This is a genomic window from Selenomonas sp. FOBRC9, from assembly GCF_000287655.1.
Classification (GTDB): domain Bacteria; phylum Bacillota; class Negativicutes; order Selenomonadales; family Selenomonadaceae; genus Centipeda; species Centipeda artemidis.
In genome coordinates, this window is the sequence record NZ_ALJR01000003.1 from 175,034 (window position 1) to 197,718 (window position 22,685).

9 protein-coding genes are annotated in these 22,685 nt (G+C 59.8%); 2 read left to right on the forward strand and 7 right to left on the reverse strand.

Going from position 1 to position 22,685, the window contains the following annotated elements:
• Nucleotides 1–44: 44 nt before the first annotated feature.
• Both HMPREF1147_RS01270 and HMPREF1147_RS01275 read right to left on the reverse strand, forming a co-directional pair.
• Entirely contained in the window at nucleotides 45–11,168 is an 11,124-nt protein-coding gene (locus HMPREF1147_RS01270) for an MBG domain-containing protein (RefSeq protein ID WP_009657244.1), read from the reverse strand.
• 128 nt (nucleotides 11,169–11,296) lie between these two features.
• Complete coding sequence (locus HMPREF1147_RS01275) at nucleotides 11,297–12,931, reverse strand: ShlB/FhaC/HecB family hemolysin secretion/activation protein (RefSeq protein ID WP_037350958.1); 1,635 nt, start codon at nucleotides 12,929–12,931, stop codon at nucleotides 11,297–11,299.
• 267 nt (nucleotides 12,932–13,198) lie between these two features.
• Between HMPREF1147_RS01275 and HMPREF1147_RS01280 the strand changes: the two genes are divergently transcribed.
• Nucleotides 13,199–14,362, forward strand: coding sequence for an MFS transporter (locus HMPREF1147_RS01280; protein WP_009657378.1), 1,164 nt, complete (start codon nucleotides 13,199–13,201; stop codon nucleotides 14,360–14,362).
• Between the two features lie 85 nt (nucleotides 14,363–14,447).
• On the opposite strand, the gene pepT is transcribed toward HMPREF1147_RS01280, so the two are convergent.
• From pepT to HMPREF1147_RS01295, 3 genes are all read right to left on the reverse strand, one after another.
• Entirely contained in the window at nucleotides 14,448–15,713 is a 1,266-nt protein-coding gene (gene pepT / locus HMPREF1147_RS01285; RefSeq protein ID WP_009657325.1) for a peptidase T, read from the reverse strand.
• Between the two features lie 22 nt (nucleotides 15,714–15,735).
• A complete protein-coding gene (locus tag HMPREF1147_RS01290) occupies nucleotides 15,736–17,301 on the reverse strand; it encodes an AbgT family transporter (RefSeq protein ID WP_009657387.1) in 1,566 nt (521 codons plus the stop codon).
• 288 nt (nucleotides 17,302–17,589) lie between these two features.
• Nucleotides 17,590–19,398: a M48 family metallopeptidase gene (locus HMPREF1147_RS01295; protein ID WP_009657331.1), complete on the reverse strand. Its 1,809-nt coding sequence runs from the start codon at nucleotides 19,396–19,398 to the stop codon at nucleotides 17,590–17,592.
• Between the two features lie 121 nt (nucleotides 19,399–19,519).
• Here HMPREF1147_RS01295 and HMPREF1147_RS01300 point away from each other — a divergent pair, with 121 nt between their 5' ends.
• Entirely contained in the window at nucleotides 19,520–20,032 is a 513-nt protein-coding gene (locus tag HMPREF1147_RS01300; RefSeq protein WP_009657404.1) for a nitroreductase family protein, read from the forward strand.
• 67 nt (nucleotides 20,033–20,099) lie between these two features.
• On the opposite strand, the gene eno is transcribed toward HMPREF1147_RS01300, so the two are convergent.
• The gene (eno, locus tag HMPREF1147_RS01305; RefSeq protein WP_009438286.1) at nucleotides 20,100–21,404 is read right to left on the reverse strand and encodes a phosphopyruvate hydratase; all 1,305 of its coding nucleotides are present in this window, start codon (nucleotides 21,402–21,404) and stop codon (nucleotides 20,100–20,102) included.
• A gap of 579 nt (nucleotides 21,405–21,983) precedes the next feature.
• Entirely contained in the window at nucleotides 21,984–22,655 is a 672-nt protein-coding gene (locus HMPREF1147_RS01310) for a response regulator transcription factor (RefSeq protein ID WP_009349676.1), read from the reverse strand.
• Nucleotides 22,656–22,685: the final 30 nt, after the last annotated feature.

The following is a 22,685-nucleotide window of genomic DNA, read 5'->3' on the forward strand; positions in this document are numbered from 1 at the left end:
ATCAGGTTGTCAATGATATGACACAGCGCGCAAAAATCCTCCCGTCACTCCTCATCCTCCTCGAGAACGTTAAAGATATACACCGCCCGAATCTCAACCGGCGTTACCCCAAGATCCTCAATTGCAGCCAAAAGCCCCGATGCAAGGACGGCACGCTCCGCCGCCTTGTCCTTATCCTTCACGATGGAAAGCGCCTTGTCGTTCTGCGGGCGAAGCGTCACGATGCCGTTGCCGAAGAGTACCTTGAATTCACCGCCTTGGTTGCGATAGAGGAACTGCATCGGCTCGATCGAGTCGCTGCGAATCTCGCTCGGATCCGGAATATCAACTTTCTTTGAGGCAGGCTGAATCGAAAGTTTATTGGGATTATAGTTGATGGCATAAATGCCGTCAAGATCGCGCGTCCCGCCGTCCGTGAAGAGAACCGGAACTGCTTCCGCCGTACCGCCCGGGATACGCTCGTCGGGAATGCCGATACGCCCGCGGTCGCGCGCAAGGTCGTAGCCAAACGAATCGTCCGAACCTGTAACCAGCTCATGCGCTTCGATCGTTTTGCTGCCGGAGACGACACGGTTCCCCCACGATCCGACGGGGTTTTGCAGCTCGCCCGAAGGAATCGTCACCGTTCCGGCGCCATCCTCCACGGTCACACGCACATCCGGCACGCGGACGCCCGGCGCATTTCCGCCCGCAGATGCGCTGCCGCCGTCTGCAGCGCTGCGCGGCGTGTTGACGGCGATACCTGAGATGACCACCCTTCCGCCCGGTGTATTGCTGTCGAAGCCGCGCGGCCTTATGGTGAGATTCCCCGCCGTATATTCAAATCGGTAGTTCGCCATATTCGGCGTCGTCCCGCCCGTATACGTCCACGCCCCCGGCGTGACGGTAATGACGCCCTCGTAGGTACCGAACGTCATGTTCGGTGTGATCGACGGCGCATAGACGGGCGTGATGCCCGTGATCTCGTCGCCCGGCAGGAGCCCCGTGCGCGTCACGGACGTGCCGCGCTCGATCGTATAGGGCGCCGCGGGATTCGGCTCGCCCATGTAGCGCGTGACGCTGCCCGCCGCGATCCGAACGACGCGCGGCACGATGCGGAACCCGCCGTCCACATAGGTGATCGTATAGTTCGACGCCGTGCCGCGCGCGAACTGCGCGCCGCCGATCCGCGTCCAAAGCCCCGGCGTTCCCGCATCTGCGGAAAGTCCGGCATTCGGATCGATCGTCTCGGCGACCGTGCCGATCGTATCGCCGTTTACAAGTCCCGTCGTTGCCGTCATATCGTCCGCGCGGAAGAGCTTCGTGCCGTCCGTATAGACGGCAGTCCCGTTCTCCGCACCGTAGGCGCGTTCCTTATTCCCCGCGCGGAGCGTCAGCGCGCGCGGCGTAATTGCGAGCGTGCCGTCCGTGTAGGTAACGGCATAGTCGGATGCCTTTCCGTGCGAGAACTGCGCGGCGCCGATATGCGTCTTCAGCTCCGGCGTGCCCGCGTTCGTCCGCACCGTGCCGTCAAGGGTCTCTGTGACGTCGCCGACGGTATCCGTGCCGACGAGCCCCGCATTCGCCCCGGTCGAAACATCCCGGAACTTCTGCGTGTCGCCCGTATAGACGGCGGTCGCATTCTCCGTGCCGTAGATGCGCGTCTTGTCGCCTGCCTTGAGGTTCAGGGCGCGCGGCGTGATGGTGAGCGTGCCGGGCGCATAGGTAAACGTATAGTTGTTTGCCATCAGATTGCTGCCCGAAAGCCCGACGTCGTACGTTCCCGCATGGATCGCGCCCTGCGCGTAGCCCGTGGTATCTCCCGCGTTTGCAATCGGTTGATAGACGATATTGCCGCCCGAAATGACGCCCGCACTCGTCTCGCTCTGCCCATTCGCAAAGCCGTCGAAGGTGACGCCGTTATAGCCCGTGAAATGCTGTGCCGTGCCGTCGTAAGTACGCGACACCGTGACGCCCGTGACCGTGACGGGACGCTTCGTGATGCGGAAAACGCCGTCCGCGTAATGAACATTATAGTTCGAGGCGAGCCCCTTGGAGAATGTCTCTCCGCGAACGCGCGTCCAAAGCCCCGCCGTTCCGGCGTTTGTGGTCGCATTCAATGACGGGTCAATCGTCTCCGTCACACTGCCAATCGCATCGCCGTTCACAAGTCCCGTCGTCGCCGTCGCGGCATCGACGTTGATGCGCTGCGTGCCGTCCACATAGTGCGCGGTACTGTTCGCATCGCCGTAGACGCGCTCTTTATTGCCCGCGCGGATCGTGAGATCGCGCGGCGTGATGGTAAAGCCGCCGTCGACATAGGTGATGCTGTAATTGCTCGCTTTTCCTGTGCCGAAGCGCGCATTCGTGATGTTCGTCCGCAGTCCCGCCGTGCCCGCGTTCGTCCGAACCGCGGCATTCGTCGACTCCGTGACGTCGGCGGCGGTATCTGTGCCGACGAGCCCCGTTGTCGCGGTCGCCGCGTCGGCGCGGAACTTCGTCGTGCCGCCCGTATAGGTCGCAGTGCTGTTCTCCGCGCCGTAGACACGCGTCTTATCGCCCGCACGGAGCGTGAGCGCACGCGGCGTGATGGCAAGACTGCCGTCCTCGTAGGAAATATCGTAGTTGCTCGCCAGCCCCGTACCGAATACGGCGTCCTTGATCTTCGTCTTGAGCCCCGCCGTGCCCGCGTCGGTCGTTACGGTCGCCGCAGGATCGAGCGTCTCCGTGACGGTTGAAATCGTATCCCCGTTCACGAGATTCGTCCCCGCCTTGACGCGGAAGAGATTCGTCCCGTTCACATAGTTCGCGGTCGCATTCGCCGTTCCATAGATGCGGCTCTTATCGCCCGCGATGAGCGTGAGCTTGCGCTTTTCGATATTGAAATGCCCGTTGATATAGGTGATGTTGTAGTTCGCATCTGTCCCGGAGGAGAAATGCGCCCCACTCGCCTTTGTCCAAAGCCCCGCCGTTCCGGCGTTTGTGGTCGCATTCAATGACGGGTCAATCGTCTCCGTCACGTCGTCGATCGCATCGCCGTTCACAAGCCCCGTTGTCGCGGTCGTGGCGGCGACGTTGACCTTCCGCGTGTTGTTGACATAGCGTGCCGTCGTGTTCGCATCGCCGTAGACGCGACTCTTGTCGCCCGCCGTGATCGTGAGGTCGCGCTTCTTGATCGTCAGCGTGCCGGACGTCGATGTGATATTGTAGTCGCTTGCATAGCCCCTGCTGCCCGAAGCGAGCTTGATGCCGTCAATCGTCATCGTATAGCCGCTGCCGGCATTCGTGCGCTCCGTTACGCGATTTGTGCCGTCCATCGCCCGGACGCTGTAAGACGCAAGCGTATCGCCCGCGGCAAGCGTCCCCGACATCGTGGGACTGCCTGTCAGCGTCACGGTATCGTTGCCCGCTCCGTAGATGCGCTCGCCGTTCGGCGCGGTAATATTGATAATGCGCTTTGTGATTGCAAGCGTCCCCGGTTCGTATTTGAAATTATAGTTGCTTGCACTGAGATTGCCCGTCACGCCGAGCGTGTAGTTGCCCGCGTGAAGCGCCCCCTGCGCGTATCCGCTCGTCCGGCTCGGGTCGACGTTCGGCGTGTATGTCACACCGCCCGTGATCCCCGCCGTTGCCACCGTTTCGTTCGGGGCAAAGTTGCTGAACGTCACGCCGGAACCGGCACCCGTATAGCCCGTATACGTCTTAGCGGTGCCGTCATAGGGCTTCGCATCGGTGATGCCTTTCACCGTAACGGTGCGCGGCACGACGCGGAAGTCGATATCGATTTCATAGTTCAGCGGATTAAGGTTCGCATTTCTGAATTCGATTCTCTTTCCGCTGCTCGCCGCCTGTCCCGTACCATAACCTATCATACCCGGGCGCAGATCGGTCGGCACTTCGCCCGGCGCGCCGCCGCTCGCAAGATCCGCATTGACCGCCGTATGCTCGTTCGTCTCGTAGGCAAAGTTGCCGGAGTTGCTCTTCGCACTCCGGATCTTCTCAATGCCCGCATGATCGCGCGCAGCGCGCCGCCCGTTCGGATCGTTCTCGAGCGTGATCTTAAACCCAGAGCCGTCGTTAAAGAACGTTCCGTTCGCATCGCCGTAGACGCGCGTGCTGTACATCGTGATCTTCGGCCGGACATTGTAGGCAAACCCGCTGCCGCTATAGTTGCCGGAGAGATCCCCCGTGTTGCCGTACGGCGTACCGTAGCGCTCAAAATCAAAATGCAGCCCGCCGATCTCGTTTTCAAGAGAATCCTTCGTATAGACGACATAGCGTTTTCCAGGCGCGGGCGTGATTGCCTGCGCACCGCCCTTATTCTTAAACGCGCCGTCCTCCGCCGTAAGATAGACGTTTGCGGAATCCGTACCGATGATCTTTCCCGTCGGTGCGATCGACATGTTCCCGCCGTGCTTATTGACGAGCTTCACATCGTCCTTTGCCCTGATCGTGCCCGCGATGTTCACGCCGCCCTTGGTCGTGATCTCAACGCCCTGTTCGGAGGTGATGTCGCCGATATTCGCGATCTCGTTCTCGCCCGTGAGCGCGACCTTTTTCGCCTTGACGTCAAGCGTCTTGACGCCCTTCATCGCCGTGCCGCCTGTCGTAACAACCTCTTTGTTTGTCTCGATCGAAACCTTATCCACAAGCCCCTCTCCGATGGTCACATCACCAAGCTCGACCTTGCCCGCGTTCGCGCCGCCGATATGGATCTCCGAGAAGCCCGTACCGTCGTCGTTCTTTTGGAGCAACCCCGTCCCGCTGAAAAGATCCGCACCGAGATCAAGCCCCGACGGACTGCCGCCCGTGCCCGGCGTTCCGAATTTGATCACCTGGTTCGCCGTATAGGTGTCAAAGGAAACCTTGCCGTGTCCCGTGATCTTGCTGTTCGTATGCGTCAGACGGTCTGCCTGTATGGAGACGTTGCCGTGATGCACGCCGTCCGGATTGTCGGCGGAAATAGTCGCGCCGTTGAGGTTCACCTCACGGCTGCCGATGGAATAGTCTTTGCCGTTCGTCTTGATTATGCCGCCAATATTGACGCCGCCGGTCGACGTGTTGATGGACTGCCGGATATTGACTTTCCCGGGAATCTCAATCGTGCCGCTCTGATAGAGCTTACCCGTACCGCCCGCATCGCCGATGTTGTACGTCTCATAGCCCCAGAACACCCGGCTGCCGCCGCTGAAATACGTCTCCGGCAGGTTCAGGCTGTTTCCCGTATCCGCGCCGAGGCGTATATCGCGATTGTTCGAGAGCGGCAGGAGGTTTAGCTCGCCCTTGCCGCGGATTTTTCCCTTGAGATCTACGCTGTCCGCCTTGAGCGTAAACGCGCCCGTATCGGTATCGATCTCACTGCCCGCTTCGTCCTTGAAATCCTTCGCATTAAATTCGAGCGGATTCCCGTTCGTCGCGATGCGCGCGTCGCTCTTAGCGGTCATCGTTCCGGATGTCGCGCTCGAACGGATCGTCGTCGGGTCGACGAAATTCAGATTGCCGCCGACATTCGTCGCGCCCGTACCGTCCGCACGACCGAGATAAACGTGCTCGAAGCCGTCCGCAAACACATTGCCGCCGAAGAGCTCCGTGCCGAGGTTCAGCCCCGTGCCCGCCGTGCCGACGTTCAGATTCGTCCCCGTATTTGCCTGCTGCACAACGAGGCTCTTCGTTCCCCGGACTTTCGTGCCGGCATCAAAGGTCATCGCATCCGCAGAGAGCGTAATGTTGCCCGCCGACGCGGCGATGCCGTTCAGCGTCCCGGACGCTGTGGGCGCGCCCGCGGGTGTCGTGATGGTGCCGACGTGCAGAGCCTCCGCGCGCACGTCAACGGAACCCGCCGAAGCGGCGAATTTTTCGATCTTATTGAGCTTTGTCAGCGACGCATTCCCGCCGAGGACGGCAACGTTCTTCGCGTCGATGATACCGCCCGTCTGCGTCGTATCCGTCGTGCTGTTGACGGTGAGAATGCTGCCCGGATCCGCCATCGTCATATTGCCCGTGAAGTTCACATGCTTTGCCGTGAGCGTCACGTTCTTGCCGAGGGTTGTCCCCGCGACGTTGATCGTATCCTGCGCGCCGCTGCCGATGCTGTAATGCGAAAAGCCGCTGCCGAATACGTCCGTAAAGAGGTTGTTCGGCAGTGCGAGCGCGCCCGCAGCCGTATCGCCGAGACCGATCGCCTTGCTCCCGTCGTAGGAGGCGACGCCGAGCGTTCCCGTGCCGTTGACGGAGCTGTGACCGCTCACCTGATGGAGTCCCGAGAGGTCGTCCGTATAGAGGTTGAGCGTGCTGCCCGCGCCAACGTTCATCTCACCTAGGGTGCTGTTCGCAATATGTCCCGCGCGCAGGGTGACGCTCTTTCCGGCGCCGACCGTAAAGCCGCCGTCGCCGATGGTCAGCGCATTCGTTCCGCCGGCATTCTCGATCCTGACGTTGTTGTTCGCCGTCACGCCGTCGATCGTCACGGCGCCCGTATGCGCGTCGCCGATGGTCAGCGTGGAGAATTCGCTGCCGAAGAGACCGCCGTTTAGTTGATCGCTCGTCAGATGAAGCCCTACCCCCGCCGGCGCGTTGTTGATGGTCAGCGCATGCCCCGCGGTTTTGGTCGCAAGAGTCAGCACGCCTTTGCCCGTGATGTTCGTCTTGCTGTCCGCGGTATCGGTGACGGTGTCGGCGTGCAGTGTAAAGCTGCCTTTGGTATCCGTGCCAAGATCGACCTGCGCGTCTGCGCCGAGCGAAAAGTCGTTGCCGTTGACAAATACCTTCGCGCCCGTTCCCGCGATCTCGACCTTCGCCCCTGTGCCGAGCTTTGCGTCGCCATGCGTCGATATGAGCTTGATATCGGCATCGTTGCCGTTTACGACAATGCCGGCATTGTCCTTGATATGGAAATCATTATGCGCCTCGATGGAAATCTCGGCTTTGTTGCCGCCGACGGTGAGCTGCTTCCCGTTCTCGATGGAGAATCCGCCCTGTGCGCTTGCGATTTTAATCTTCGTTTGGTCGCCGCTGAGGGTTACGTTATCGCGCAGCACAACGCCCTGTTTGCCCGAGACATTCACGGATTTCGTGACTGTGCCCGCGTCGAAATAGACGTGCTGTTCCCCTGCGACGCCGAATCCTTGAAAGCCCGTGAGCGTATTATTGAGTGTGTTGTAGGAAATGCGGTAATCTGCCGCCGGAACGTGCGCGGCATCGTCGGACACATAGATGTACTGCGAGGCGCTTGCACCTTTGACGGTGAGGTTTCCGTTCGCCGCGCCCTTGACCTTTCCGTTGCCGAGATCCAACCCCCCCGACAGATCGAGCGTCAGATCCTTAACGGCAAGCGTATCGCTTGCGCTTGGCAGCTCCGCCGACTTCGCCTTGATGGTCATATCGGACGTGCCGCCTGCGCCGACGTTCGTCTCGCCCGTCAGTTTGACCTTGTTCTGCGTTTCGATTTTAACAGGCTTCTTGAACTGGGTGCCGTCGATGTTGACATCGCCGACCTGGTCGGCGCCGCCGATTTCAATGCTGCCGTAGTTTGCCTTGTTGACATTCCACTTCCCGCTGCCCGCGCCGATGTCGATGGCCTGCGATTTCGTATTCTTTTTGAGCTTCAGGATGCCGCCGACGCTGAGCTTGTCGCCGAGATCCATATCGTCCGCCGTGATCTCGGTATCGTTTGCCGACTGAATGCCGCCCGACAGATCCAGCTTGCCGCCGTCGACCTTGAGCTTCGTCGACTGCGTTTTCAGCCCTTCAACCTCTTTATCCGCATCGTTGCGGTTCACGACCTTTGCAACCTTCATCGCATGAGCGTTGCGCAGGCTCAGCGAACCGCCCGACATATCCGCTGCGATGGTCGTGAACTCGTTCGGCTGCGTACTGAAATCCATCGCCCCCTGACCGAGGAGAAGGAGATTCCCCGCCTTGACGGGGGCGCTCTGCGTAAGACCGTTCCCGCGCAGGACGAGCGTATCGCTCACCGTGCCGTTCACCGTCCCCGTGACGCTGAGCGCGCCGTTCGTGAGAATACTCGTATAGGAGGGCAGCGTCGTGATCGTATCGATCGTCGCCGTGCCCGCGTTATCCGCGCTGCCGATCGCCGCGTTGCGGAACGCGCCCACTGCGATTTTTGCAAAGCCCGCGTCGGAGACAAATGCGCTTGTGCCGCCGACGGCAAAGTTGCCGGGCGCATATTTTTGCACCGCAAGCGTCCCCGCGCCGGCGGTGGGGGCAAAGGTGACGTTATTCCAGTTCGAAATCGTATCCGCCGTAAGGTTCAGCGTTCCCGCGCCCGTGTCGAGCGTCTGTGTCGCTGAAAAATCAATCGTCGGCGCCTTAAACGACGTTGCATGCACGCCCGTATTCTTCAGCATTCCGCCCGTGAAGTCGACCTTCGTGCCGGACTCCACGGAGAGCGGCGCGGTGAGCGTCGCCGCGCCGACATGGACGTCGCCCGTCTGCGCGTCGCCGATCTTCACCGCGCCCGTACCGGACGCGATAAAGTCGGTATTCGGCAAAGCGACATCCGCAGCGGTGCTGCTGCCCAGCGACATCGTTTTTCCCGCCGTCAGCGGCGCGACCGTCACCATGCCGTTCTCGCTTGCAACCGCGCCCGCCGCTGCCGAGGCGACATCCAGCGCATCCGTCTTGAGCGTGACCGCGCCGCCCTTGGTCGAAATCTTCGACGCGTTTGATCCAAATTCTATTTTCCCGGTGGAGAGCGTCGTGTCCGCCTTCCCCGCCGATGCGACGACCGCCCCCGGCGCAAGCGTGATCTTGTTCAACGCCCCCGTCTTAAAGTTCAGCGCGCCCGCGCCCGTATTCTTGACGCCGTGCGCGCCGACGGTCAGATCGCCTGCCGTCGTTTCAATCGTCGCGCCGCCGATGCCGACCGTGAGCTCCGCATCTCCCGCGACGGTAAGAGTCCGGCCGTTTTTCAGCGCAAGTTTTTTGCCCTTACCGTCGATTTTATCGAGCGCCTGCACGCCCGTCAACTCCGCCGCCGCGTCTTTGGCATCAAAATGAAGCGCCGCCGCAGTGATCGCGCCGCCGCCCTCCGCGCCGCCTGTCGTATGAAGGGTGAGTTCTTTCGTTCCGACGTTCAGATTGCCGATCAACTCCAGTTTGCTGTTGCCCGTGTAGAGTTCAAGGTCTGTCCCTGCGGTCACGCCGCCCGCGATGACGTTCGTATCCTGCCCGGCGGCGCCGACGATGTTCTTCTCGAAATGCGTCACGTTTCCCGCAGTATCGAATATATTCCCCGCAAGCGCAAGGCCGTCCGTGCCGCTCGTGCCAAAGTAGAGTTTTCCGGCCGTGAGCCGCTGAATCTGTGCCGTCCCGTGATCGTCGCCCGTGACGCGCCCCGAGATATCCATGGAATCCGCGCGGAGCACAGCGCTGCGCGTATTGATATGCGTGCTTGAAGGGAGAGAAATGCCTTTGCCGCTCGCAGATTTTCCGATGAGCGTCGTTGTGCCCGTTCCCGCTTCGACGGTCGTCCCATTCAGTGCGATACCGTGTGCATTCAAGCCGACAGCGCTGCCGGAAAGCGAGACATTGCCGTCTCCCGATGTACCGCGCGTATCAATCGTACCGTTGCCGATCGTAATACCCGCTTTTCCCGCATCCGCCGCGTTTGCAAGCGCGGCGCCGTCCTGATTCAGGCCACCGTGGATGGTAAGACTGCCCCCCCGCGTTGTGATGTTCGCGCCGTCTGCGATATTGACGCTGCCCGCATTTTTCCCGTTTGCATCAGAGAGGAGATCGACGTTCAACTTGCCCCCCGTCGAGGTGATGCTTGCCTGAATATCGATATTCCCCGTTGCCTTGAGATTTAGCGTAGATTCCGCCGCACTCGTCTTTGTGATCGCATCCTGTACGGTCAGGCTATACTCGTTGTCCCCTTCTGCCGTTTTGAAAGTAATCGCGCCGCCGTTGTCGAGGCTCGTGCTGACCGAATTCACGTCGATGAGCGTATCGGACGGCGTTTCGCTCCCGGTAAGATGCTTGATCGTAACGTTGCCAGGATCGATCAGCCAGGTGCCGTTCTTCCCCTGCTCGGACGCAACGTTGACCGCGCCCGTGATGTAGACGCTCTTCCCCGAGGTCTCGATTTTTCCGCCCGCGCCTGTGCCTTTCCCACGCGCAGAGATCGCGCCGCGGAAGTCCGTGCGCCCGTCTGACCATACGGCGACGGTGCCGCCCGTGCCGCCGTCCGCCTGCGCGTCGGCATGCACCTCTGCGCCCTGCACGATGTTCACATTCCGTGCGTGTGCGAGGTCGCCCGAGCCCTGCCAGCCCCCGCCAATCTCAATCTGTCCGCCCGATGCGCCGCCCGCGTCCGTACGGCTTCCCGCGCCAAGACGCACCTCTCCCGCAGTCATGCGGATCGTGCCCGTCCTGCCGTCCACACTGCCCGCACGCACGATGCCGTCCTGATTGATGACGGAGCTTGTGAGCGCATCGCCTGCCGCCGCGGACATAAAGACGAGTCCGCCGTCCGCCTCGACGAGCCCCTTGTTCTCGACGACCTGTGCGAGCGCGGCTTTCCCCGGTATCACGCCGACCTTGCCGTCGCCGTTGAAGTCGAGCGTCACCGCTTCCCCCGCAGCGAGCGCGACCGTCCCCTTGCGTGCGACAATGACGCCCTCGTTGCGGACGTCTTGTCCGAGGAGGGCGATCGTTCCTTCATTCTGCGCGATGAGGGAGCCGCGGTTGATGACCTTGCCGTCCGATGTGCCGAGGAAGGCGTAGCGTCCCGCCATAAAGTCGGCGTTCGTGATGTTCATCGTGGTCGCGGCGAGCGATCCGACGTCGACATGCGCGCCCGGGGCAAAGAGGACGCCCGCGGGGTTGACGAGGAACACGCGCCCGTTCGCCTGCAATGTGCCGAAGATCTCGGACGGGCTGCCGCCGAGGACGCGGTTGAGCAGCGCCGCCTGTGCGTTCGGCTGAAGGATATTGACGCGCTCACCCGCGCCGATGTTAAACGAGTTCCAGTTGATGACGGCATTCTGCGTCGCCTGCGTGATCGCCATCTCCGCGGCGTGCTGCGCAATCTCTGCGGCGCCCGCAGCGACCTCACCGCCCTGGGGCAGTGCAAGGGCGTGTCCGCTTCCCACGAGCATAAATGCTCCCGCCGTGACCGCACCGATGCCGCCGCCGAGGTGCCGGCGAATCCGATCCTGTAGTGTCACCAAAAAAGTATTTCGTTTTTCAGCCCGACGGCGTGTTCTTTGGATACGCATAACATTTCCCCCATTGATGCCAAGCTGCGGATATCCCCCCGGACGCCGCATATTTCCCCACGATATGATATTACGAATCAATAAAATTTATAGAGTTGGAACCAGAACCGTCCGCCGATGTCGCGCTCAGAGAGTGCACGCGCGCCGCCGATGCGCCGCGCGTAGTGCAGGTGCGCCACCCAGTTCGCCTCATTGCTCCAGTTCACGCCGATGCCCGCCCCATATAAACTCCGTCCGTTCGGCTGTCCCGCGGGCGCGCCGCTGTGGACGCTCATCACATGACCACCGTCGACGAAGGCAATGAGCTGCCAGATATTTTTATCCCCCTCGCCCGTAGGCAGGTTCCAACGCAGCTCGGACGTCCACATCCAACCGTCGTCGCCCGACGCTTCGCCGAGCGGATAGGCACGCACGCCGTAGGGACCGCCAAGTGACATTTTCTCCGATGCGTCGAGGTTCTTCTCCGCCCATTGGCGGCTGTAGCTGAGGTAGAGCGCAAGCCGATCGCGCACGTTCTGCAGGCGCGTAAGCGAGAGATTGTACTTGCCGAAATGCCCGCCCGTCCGCGCAGTCATGCGGTCGGCGAGGCGCTGCATCTCATCGTCAAATCGAATATCGCCGTGCGTGTAGTTCAGAGCGAAGGTACTGCGCCCGCCCGTCCAAAAACTGTCGATGCTGTCGCCGTTGATGCCGAAGACCCAGTTGCTTGCCTTTTTCGGGTTCTTGTAGAACATGCTCGACGCACTCTCGTCCAGATCCTTCCAATCGTGCCGCACGGTTCCGTAGAGGTTGAAATTGCGGCTGCGGCGGAAATTGTGCTGCCACCAAACGCTGAGGGTCTCGGCAGAGCCGATATATCCGAGCGCGGTGAACGCGCCGCCGAGCGTGTAATGCGAGCGCGCGTAGCTGATGCCGAGCTTCTCCCCCTGCTTTGCAACGGGCGTTACATAGGAAACCGAGCCCGACCACATGTCGCCGTTGCTCCGGACGCCGCCGATGGAGAAGAGGTCGCCCTGCCGGAACGGGCTCGCATAGTTGAAGAATGCGCTGTACTGGTAACGCCCCGTGTAGCGGTACCCGCCGTTGTCGATACCGACGTACCCCCACATACGGTTGCCCTTGGGCTTCACATTTACGACAAGATCGGTCGTCCCCTGCTTGCTCCCCGCCTTCAGCTGTGTGCGCGCCTCAACGCGCGAGAGGTCGCTCGTCAGCCACACGCCGCGGTTCAGCGGTTCTTTTTTCACCGCATCGCCGGTCGTGACGCCCATCTCGCGGCGAATTGCGTGATCTGTTAAGTAAGAAGTATTATTAATGATAATGGTATCGTAGTGCCCCGGAACGATGCGCATCTCCACGACGCCGCGTTCAAAGCGCTGCGGCGGCACATAGGCGAACGCGACGAAGCTCCCCTTCGAGCGCAGGTATTTCGTCACTTCCTGCGCCGTGCCGTCGAGCTCTTCCGGCGTCATGCAGCGATGCCGATGCATGACGAGGATTTTTTGCAGCTCTTCCTCCGGTACAGGATTCTCGCCGATAAATGTATAGCGGCTCACCCAAATGCCGGACTTCTGCGGGCTTGCCGTCTCTGCGAGCGGTTCCGCCGCCGCGGCGGCGGCTGTTCCCCACAAGGCGGACAGACCGCATCCTGCAGCGAGCGCCGCACACAAGTATTTCCGTATCTTCATTCCGCCGCTCCCCATGTAACACATCGGCGTATTCCTCCCTGTTTGGATAAGTTCCCCCGGACTTATTTCCCATAAATCATTATCGAAAAAATACCGTTTATCTTCACTGTATCCCTCAATGATAAGATCAACGGCGTTTTGTTGCTTGTATTTAATAAAATTTTTCTTTTATTTTCATGAGAATATCATCTCATACGAAGAATTATCCGGACATTTTTATGTGCGGCTTTACAGACACCTGCAGTCGTAGTATATTGGAGATCGGGAATCGGAACGGGGGGAGACATACATATGAATACACAACCGCGTGAACCATTATGGACGAAGGAATTTCTCGGGATCAGTCTGAGCAATTTCCTCCTCTACATCGCGCAGTACGCGATGATCGCGGCACTGCCCATCGTCATCATGACCGAGTATGGCGGCGGCGAAGTGGAGGCGGGGCTTGCGATGACATTCTTCCAAATCGGCACGATCAGCACGCGGCCGTTCGCGGGACTCATCATCGACGCGGTGAACAAGCGAAAACTCATGCACACCGTACTCCTCGCGTTCTTCTTCGTAATGGCGGCGTTTGTCTTTGCCGCATCGCTGTCGGCAATCTACGGGCTGCGGCTGCTGCACGGCGTGATCTTCGCTGTGTCGACGACAACGGCGGCGACGCTCGCGGCAATGATGCTCCCGGCGGTGCGCAAGGGCGAGGGCATCGGTTATTTCGCCCTCTCGACGAATCTCGCCATGGTCGTGGGGCCGCTCGTAGGTCTGCTGCTGCTCGCGTATTTTTCCGATGCGACGCTCTTTGCCCTGCTCGCCGCGCTCGCCGCCTGTGCGATCGCGGCGAGTTCATTCCGTCTGCCGGATGAAATCATCCTGCCGCAGGGGCAAATGCGGAAGCTCTCTGTCGAAACATTCATCGAACGAAAAGCCCTTGCACCCGCCGCCGTCGCGGGCATTACGTTCTTCGCCTACGGAAGCGTGCTCACCTTCATCCCGCTCTATGCGCGCTCGCTCGGGCTCGCGGAGGAGACAAGTCTCTTTTACGCGTGCTATGCGGGCGCGATCGTCGTGACGCGCCCCTTCGTGGGGCGCATCTTTGACCGCAAGGGTGCGGACTATGTGGTCTATCCGGGGCTGCTGCTCTTTGCGATCGGTCTCTTCTGTCTCGGACATGCATCGGACATACTGTCTCTGCTCGGGGCGGCAGTGCTCCTCGGCATGGGGTTCGGCGCGGCGACGCCCGCATTCCAGACGCTCGCGGTGCGCAGCGCGCCGCCCGCACGCGCAGGCGTTGCAACGGCGACCTATTTTTGGTCACTCGACATCAGCGTCGGACTCGTCGCGGCAGGGCTCGGCATTGTCGCCGTCAACTGCGGTTTTCCCTTCACCTACGGCGTCGTCGACGTCGCCGTCGTCGCGTGTGCGGCTCTGTGCTATGCATGGTGGCGGCGCGGCTGATTGAAAAAAAGGCTGCTGCACGCGTGCTAAAATGCATTCATGCAGCAGCCTTTTTACAATATCAGGAGTTCTTTCGCTTCGCCGACTATTTTGCCTTTTCGCACGCCAGTGCAATCAGCTCCATCGTCACCTCATACGATTTGCGCAGCGAGGGGATCGGCAGGAACTCGCAGTTCGAGTGAAAGTTCAGCGCGCCCGTGAAATAATTCGGCGTCAGAATGCCCTTCGTCGAGATGAAAGACCCGTCCGTGCCGCCGCGCATCGCGATGGTCTTGGGTGTGATGTCGAGCCGGTTCATCGCCTCGTACAGGTTGTCGATGGCGCTGCGGTTCGCGTCCGTCACCGCGTCCGCGATATTCCCGTAGGTGTCCTCCATCGTGTAGGTCACGCGCGCGCGCGGTTCGCGCTTTTGCAGCTTTTCGATATTTTCGAGGATGAGTCGCTTGCGCCCCTCGTAGCGTGCCTTGTCGTGGTCGCGGATGTTGAGCTCGACGACCGCCGTGCTCGGATTGGAGCGGATGGTCTGACACCAGATATAGCCCTCCGTCCCCTCGGTGCATTCGGGCGTCTCACTGCGGTCGAAGAGATTGACGAAATCAACGGCGAGCAGGGTCGGGTTGACGAGCACGCCCTTTGCGCTCATCGGATGCGCGCTCACGCCCTGGATGGTCACGGCCGCACTGCCGGCGTTGAACGTCTCATAGACGACCTCGCCGAGGGCGCAGCAGTCGATCGTATAGGCGTAGGCGACGGGGAACTTCGTGAAGTCCATATTCTTCGAGCCCCAGAGGCCGCATTCCTCGTCGGGGACGAAGGAGACGTAGATGTCGCCGTGCGGGATGGACGCATCGCACGCAAGCGTTGCGAGCGCGGTCATGACGTTCGCGACGGCCGCCTTGTTGTCGGCGCCGAGGACGCTCGTGCCGTCGGTGACGATGAGCTCCTGCCCAACGTACGGCGCGAGCTCCGGATGCTCCGCCGCGCGCATGACGATGTTTTCTTTCTCGTTCAGTACAATATCGCCGCCCTCGTAGCGCACGCGGCGCGGCTTTACGACGGGGCTGAGCGAGACGTCGACCGTATCCATATGCGCGCAGAACCCGACGGCGGGAACGTGCGGCGCGCCTGTGGGCAGATTCGCGGGGAGATATCCCGTGAGGACGCATTTATCGCTCAGCGAGACATCCGCCATGCCGAGCGCATTCAGTTCCTCTTGGAGGAGATGTGCCATATCCCATTGGCTCTCGGTGCTCGGCACCTTTACGCCGCCGTTGGCCTCGCTCTGCGACGGCACCTTGACGTAGCGGAGAAAGCGTTTGACGAGTTCTTCTTCTGTTTCATGGTCGGTCATCGGAATCTCCTTTCAATCTGCGTTAAAACATGACGCGCGGATAGACATAGTCGGCTTGGAACCCGAGCGGGATGTTCAGCCACCAGAAGAGGTAGAGCATAATCGTCAGCGTGACGAGGAGGGTCGCCGTGTACGGCAGCATGAGCGAGCTGAGCGTGCCGACGCCCGTCGCCTTATAGTATTTCTGACAGTAGACGATGATGAGCGGGTAGAACGCGAACATCGGCGTGCAGACGTTGACGGCGGAGTCGCTGACGCGGAACGCCGCCTGCGTCAGTTCCGGCGCGATGCCGACGGCCATGAGCATCGGCACGAAGATAGGCGCGAGAATGGCCCACTTCGCCGACGCCGAGGTGATGATGAGGTTCAGCATACCGACGAAGAGGATGATGCCGAAGATTGTGACCTGCGGCGGCAGTGCGAGCGACTTCAGGAACTCCGCGCCCGCGATGGCAATCAGCGCGCCGATGCCGGACGCGCCGAACACATACATGAACTGTGCGGCGAAGAAGTAGAACACGATGAGCTGAATGAGCGTCTTCGTAATCTCCTCCATCGAATGCGTGAAATCCTTGGAACTGCGGAAATTGCCGCTGATGATGCCGTAGACGACGCCGACCGCCGCCGCGAGCAGGAAGATGATGGCGACGATGGACTGCATGACGGGCGCCTTAAAGCTCGCGATATTGCCCGCCGGGTCGCGCAGGATGGAATCCTCGGGCAGGAGGGCGAGGACGAGCCCGACGAGGAGCAGCACGAGGAACGCGCTCGCGATATAGAACGCGCGGTTCTCGCGCGGCGTGACGGAGAGGTTCTGCGCGGGGACGTCGATGTCCGCGTCCACGGGGCAGGCCTTGCGGCACCACGGTTCGACGACTTTTTCCGTGACCCACCAGCAGCCCGCGATGACGATGAACGTCGAGCCGAGCGCGTAGAAGTAGTTGCACAGGACGTTGACCTCATAGGTCGGGTCGATGATCTGCGCCGCCATCTGCGTGAACCCTTGAATGACGGGGTCAATCGCCGACGGCGTGTAGTTGGCGGCGAAGGCGCCCGCGATGCCCGCGAAGGAGGCGCCGATGCCCGCGAGCGGATGCTTGCCCGAAGCATAGAACATGTACGCGGCGATGGGGATGATAATCATATAGCCCGAGTCCGGCGCGAGGTGGCTCGCCATGCCGACGAGGATGACGATGGGCGTGATGAGGCGTTTCGGCGTGACGGCGAGGATTTTCTTGAGCCCCGTATTGATGTAGCCGGAGCCGTCCGCGATGCCGATGCCGAGCGTCGCCACGATGACCATGCCGAGCGGCGGGAATCCCGTGTAGTTCGTCACCATCTTCGTGAGCAACGTGACGAGCGCGGCGGGGTCCAGCATATTATTGACCGCAATCGGTTCGTGCGTCGAGGGATGGATGTAGTCGAAATGCATCTGCGATAGGATTGCGGATAAAATACAGGTGATGACGAAGGCGCAGATGAACAGCATTGTGATGTCGGGGATGCGGTTGCCCATGCGCTCGATCCATCCAAGGATGCCGCCGACCTCTTGTTTTGGCGGCGGGGATTTCGGCAGTTCTTTTGTCATAACGATTCCTCCTGACTGCGGACTTCATCTTATTGTGTAAGACAACAAAGAAGTCGTATGGTTACAATGAATGCACAATAATTTTATTATTTCGATATATTTTGCAAAAAACCTTTTATTGTATATGTATTTTATATGCCGGAATATATAACCGCGCAGCACAGAGCTCCCATACGAGGTGTACCGATAATGAGGTGCGACAGCTCTGCAGCTCTGTGCAGACATCATCCGATAAAAAAGCTGCTGCACGGCGTTTCATATGCGCGTGCAGCAGCCCTTTTCGAATGCTCAGGATTTTATTTTGCTTTCCTTTTTATTTTTCTCCCGCAGCGCCTTTTCCCGTTCTTCGCGCGCTTGTTTCTGCTCCTTTATGCGTTTATCGTATGCTTTCTTGTCAATGTCCTTCAAGTATGTGTCCGGAATACGCGCAACGGCACGCGGCTCGACCTCGTAGAGTTTCTTGAAATACGTCTGTGCCTGCGCGGTATCCTCCATCTCGTCATAAAGTTCCCCCGCTATGAGGTAGGCATACGGGCTCTTCGCGTCCACTTCCATTGCCTTCATGCAGTCGGCGAGCGCGCCCTCGCGGTCGCCGAGCGTGCGGCGCACATCCGCGCGGTTCACCCATGTGAGGACGTTCTTCCCGCCCTCGGCGACGCCCCGATCGGCATCTTGGAGCGCAGCGGCAGCATCGCCGCGCGCGGCATAGGCACGCGCACGAATCACATAGCTGAGCGCGCGATCCTTGTCATTGGGGGAGGCAAAGACGCGCTCCATGAGGGCGAGGGCGCGCGCCGTGTCGCCGTAGTCGCTGTACGCGTCGCTGTTCTCGCGCATCTTTTCGATCGCCTTGGCATCCGCCGCCTCCACCGCTGCTCGTTCCTTCGCCCGGGCATCTGCACGCGACTGTTCCTCGGCACGCAGCTTCTCCCGTGCACCGCTCGCCGCCTCGCCCGCATACGCTGCCTGCACGAGGTCACGCAGCTGTCCGCCCGTATGCGACGTCTTCAAAAAATAGTAAAGCAGCTCGTTCACACGCGCGTCGCCGCGCAGCGTCGCGCCGCCGTCCCGCGTGAGGGCGAGCCCCCAATCCTCCGCCGCATCGAAGTCATGAAAGGCACGCGCGAGCGCTCCTGCGGCAAGGTATGCGTTCTCGGGGCTGTTGTCGTAGTTCTCGTCCGTCCACGTTACGGTAAAGAGCGGCGTCCCGTCGATGCAGACCGTTTTGCGGTCTTTGACCGTAACGTGCCCCGCACTGTAGTCGGTCATATACTGCGCGAGACGGTTTTCGCGCTTTTCCGTCGCGGGATGATCAGAGAAATCATCCTGCGGCAGATTTTTCTGCGTCGGATCTTGGTACTCCTGCAGCTCCTGCGTCTCGTAGGTGAGATAATAGCCCATACGTGCCATTGCCGCCGCGCCGCCGCCGGGATTGAACCCCGCGCTCGTCATGATGCGGAAGCCCCCCTCGTCCGCCTCGTACTCCGTAGGGAGCGTAACATTCTTGGCAATCGAATAGTTGACAAGTGCATTCATCTTTCCCCAGTCCATGAGTCCCGTGTTCATGTTGAGGAACGCCATGCCGTAGTACTGTGCCGCCGCCTTTGCATAGTTATGCGCGCTGTGCTGTCGGAGCCCGTGCGTCATCTCATGCCCGAGAACGGCGGCGAGCTCGTCCACGTTCCCGTTCAGCCCATGAACGAGTCCACGGTTGATGGTCACGTAGTCGGTCGGATAGCACGCCGCATTAAAGACCGGACTGTCTGTCAGCGCCCATGTAAAGGGCAGGGAGTTCGCGCGCAGCACATAGTCGCCGTCCTTGACCAGCCGCTCCATGATGCTGTCCACGAGACGGATGTCATTCTCGTTCTTGGCACGCCCCTGCTCCTCGAGATCCTGCCGTTTGCTCGCCACTTGCGCCTGAACGTCGTTGCCCATCGCAAGCACGGCGGCGAGCGACGATTTATACGCACCGAACACGCCGAGCGCCTGCGCCGCGATTGCCCATGCGTCGATTGCCTGCGCGCGCGGCATCGGGAGGAGTATCCCTGCCGCAAGGACGGCGGCTGCGAGCACCGCAGAGAGTTTCTTCCGCATATTGCACCTCATTCCCCATGTGATGATATGTGCAGAATAGCATCCTTTTCTTATTTTCTGCTGAAAAAGATTTTCGTCCTGTGGTATAATGAATGTATCCGGTAATCGAGGAGGTCATCATATGGAATACAGCGAACTCATCAAAGAGCGGTTCTCCTGCCGCGCGCTTTCGGACAAGGAGATCCCGCACAACGTAATGGGGCGCATCTTCGAGGCGGCACGGCTTGCGCCGACGGCAGTCAATAAGCAGCCGTTCAAGGTATGGGCGCTGCAAAGCCCGGAGGCGCGTGCAAAACTCGCGGAGACGACGAAATTCACCTTTGGGGCGGGGCTCTTCCTCGTGGTCGGCGGCAAGCCGGACGAGGCATGGGTGCGGCAGTACGACGAGCGCAATTTCGCCGACGTGGACGCCGCGATCGTCGCTACGCAGATCATGCTCGCCATTCACAACGAGGGGCTCGGCTCGACATGGGTCGGTCATTTCGATGCGCCGAAACTCAAGGAGTTCTTCCCCGAAATGGCGGACTACGACCTCATCGCTGTCTTCCCCGTCGGCTATCCGACCGAAAAGGGAGTACCCTCGCCGCGGCATGAGGTGCGTAAGGGACTAGCGGAGATTGTAACAGTCCTCTGAATATGCGCGCTCTACAAGAAAAACCACCGCCGCAGCGGTGGTTTTTTTCTGTTGCCCTAAAAGCCTTTTATTTCATGAAGCTGAATGCGCGTTTGCCGGGATAGACCGCGCTTGCGCCGAGTTCTTCCTCGATCCGCAGGAGCTGGTTGTACTTCGCGACGCGCTCGGAACGCGACGGTGCGCCCGTCTTGATCTGTGCCGTGTTGAGTGCAACGGCGAGATCCGCGATCGTCGTGTCCTCGGTTTCGCCCGAGCGATGGGAGGTGACGGCGGTATAGCCCGCTTTGTGCGCCATCTTGATCGCTTCGAGCGTTTCGGAGACGGAGCCGATCTGATTGAGCTTGATGAGGATAGAGTTTGCCGCGCCGATCTCGATGCCCTTCTTCAGACGCTCCGTGTTCGTGACGAAGAGATCGTCGCCGACGAGCTGAACTTTGTGGCCGAGCGCCTTCGTCATCGCCTTCCAGCCGTCCCAGTCCTCTTCGTCGAGCCCGTCCTCGATGGAGTAGATCGGGAACTGGTTGACGAGCGATTCCCAATGCTTGATGAGCTCGTCGGACGTGAACTTCTTGCCGGATTTCGGCTGATGATAGAAGCCCTTGCCCTTTTCCTTGTCCTTCCACTCGGAGGATGCCGCATCCATCGCGAGCACGAAGTCCTCGCCCGGTTTATATCCTGCCGCCTCGATCGCCTTGAGGATGTGCTCGATCGTATCCTCGTCGGAGTCAAGATCGGGCGCAAAGCCGCCCTCGTCGCCGACCGCCGTGGTCTTGCCTTCCTTCTTGAGGAGGGACTGGAGCGCGTGGAACACCTCGGTCGACCAGCGGAGCGCCTCGCGGAACGTGGGCGCGCCTGCGGGCATGATCATGAATTCCTGCGTGTCCACGGAGTTCGTCGCATGTGCGCCGCCGTTGAGGATGTTCATCATCGGCACGGGCAGGACATTCGCCTGAAGTCCGCCGAAAAAGCGATAGAGAGGAATGCCCTCGGACTTCGCCGCCGCATCGGATGCCGCAATGGAGACCGCGAGGATTGCATTCGCGCCAAGATTCGATTTATCTTTCGTGCCGTCCACGTCGAACATCGCCTGATCCACGGCGTAGATGTCCGCCGCCTCAAGTCCCTCAAGGGCGGGGCCGATCTTTTCGTTGACGTTCTCGACGGCTTTGGAAACGCCCTTGCCGCCGTATTTCGACTTGTCGCCGTCGCGCAGTTCGAGCGCTTCGAACTCGCCCGTGGACGCACCGGAGGGAGACGCGCCGCGTCCGATCGTACCGTCGACGAGAACGACTTCCGCCTCGACCGTCGGATTGCCGCGCGAATCAATGATCTCACGTCCGATGACCTGAGCGATTCTTAAGTAATCATTCATGAATATTCCTCCTCCATCACCAAAGAAGGGATGCCTCCCTCCGGGAAACGCTCTTTCCGGGTGCGTCTCCACTTGATAACCCTTATCTCACATTATACGATTCTTTCACACAAAAAGCAACGCAATCGGGTGTTATATTTTAGAGAGGATGTGCCGGTTCTTACATAGAATTGTTTCAATTCTCCGGCTTTCTGCTGCCCCACTATTTTAACGTAAGCCATTATTATATGAATCGATTTTTAATCGAATTATTTTGTTTTTGCGTGACTTTAGTCACAAAATTTTTCAAACTCAATATGGTATGATACAAATGTCAACAGGGATACGAAACGTCCTCCCCGACATCTTCACCCTGTTGATCATCCCTCTAAAGGAACGTCTCCCTGCGTTCCTCTTGTAAGGCAAAGTCCTTACATCCCATTTCTCAAGCCGCAGGTTTTCCCGACCTGCGAGCATCCCTTTCCAAGAAGAAGAGCACGCCCGAGCAGTGGATTGCCGGCGGCTCTTTTTCTTTATTCTTTTTTCAGAAAACAATATAAAATGAGCGGTTCACATCAATTTCATGTGAACCGCTTCTTTTTATTCCAAAGTGACTATTTTATTTTTAAGAACGTATACCAGCGCCTGTGTGCGGTCATTGACCTTGAGCTTATGGAAGATACTCGTGAGGTGGTTTTTCACCGTCTTTTCGCTGAGTCCTAGTGCCTTGCCGATGTCCTGGTTCGACAGTCCCTTTGCGATACAGCCAAGCACATCCATCTCGCGCGGGGTCAGCCGCTCGCCGCGGCTCTCATCCCAGATCTCCTTCGCCATGCGGCTCACATCACCGTAGACCGCCGTACTGCCGAAGAGCCGTTCGGCAAGTTTGGGATAGACGAAGGGATTGCCCTCGTTGACCATATGGATCGCCTTGATGAGCACATTTGGCTCGACATCCTTGAGGAGGTAGCCGAGCGCGCCGTTCTTGAGAAGTTCGAGGACGTAGTTGTCGCTGTCATGGATGGTGAGGGCTATGATCTTCGTCCGCGAGCGCGCCTGTTTGAGCTGCTTCGTGACCTCGAGTCCCGTCAGCCCCGGCATGTTGATGTCGAGCAGGAGGATGTCGGGCTTCAGCATAAGTGTCCGCGCGAGGGCTTCCTGTCCGTCCTCCGCCTCGCCGACGACCTCGAGGTCGTCCTCAAAATTCAGCACGCGCTTGATCCCCTGGCGGAGCAGCGCATGATCGTCCGCAAGAAGTATTCTAATCGCCACTTACATCTCCTCTTTTCTTTGCTTCCTGCA

Bases quoted from the DNA above. Each gene is read 5' to 3' on its own strand.
- HMPREF1147_RS01275 (WP_037350958.1), bottom strand. From the start codon at position 12,931: ATGTGTTACATGGGGAGCGGCGGAATGAAGATACGGAAATACTTGTGT.
- HMPREF1147_RS01280 (WP_009657378.1), top strand. From the start codon at position 13,199: ATGAATACACAACCGCGTGAACCATTATGGACGAAGGAATTTCTCGGG.
- pepT (WP_009657325.1), bottom strand. From the start codon at position 15,713: ATGACCGACCATGAAACAGAAGAAGAACTCGTCAAACGCTTTCTCCGC.
- HMPREF1147_RS01290 (WP_009657387.1), bottom strand. From the start codon at position 17,301: ATGACAAAAGAACTGCCGAAATCCCCGCCGCCAAAACAAGAGGTCGGC.
- HMPREF1147_RS01295 (WP_009657331.1), bottom strand. From the start codon at position 19,398: ATGCGGAAGAAACTCTCTGCGGTGCTCGCAGCCGCCGTCCTTGCGGCA.
- HMPREF1147_RS01300 (WP_009657404.1), top strand. From the start codon at position 19,520: ATGGAATACAGCGAACTCATCAAAGAGCGGTTCTCCTGCCGCGCGCTT.
- eno (WP_009438286.1), bottom strand. From the start codon at position 21,404: ATGAATGATTACTTAAGAATCGCTCAGGTCATCGGACGTGAGATCATT.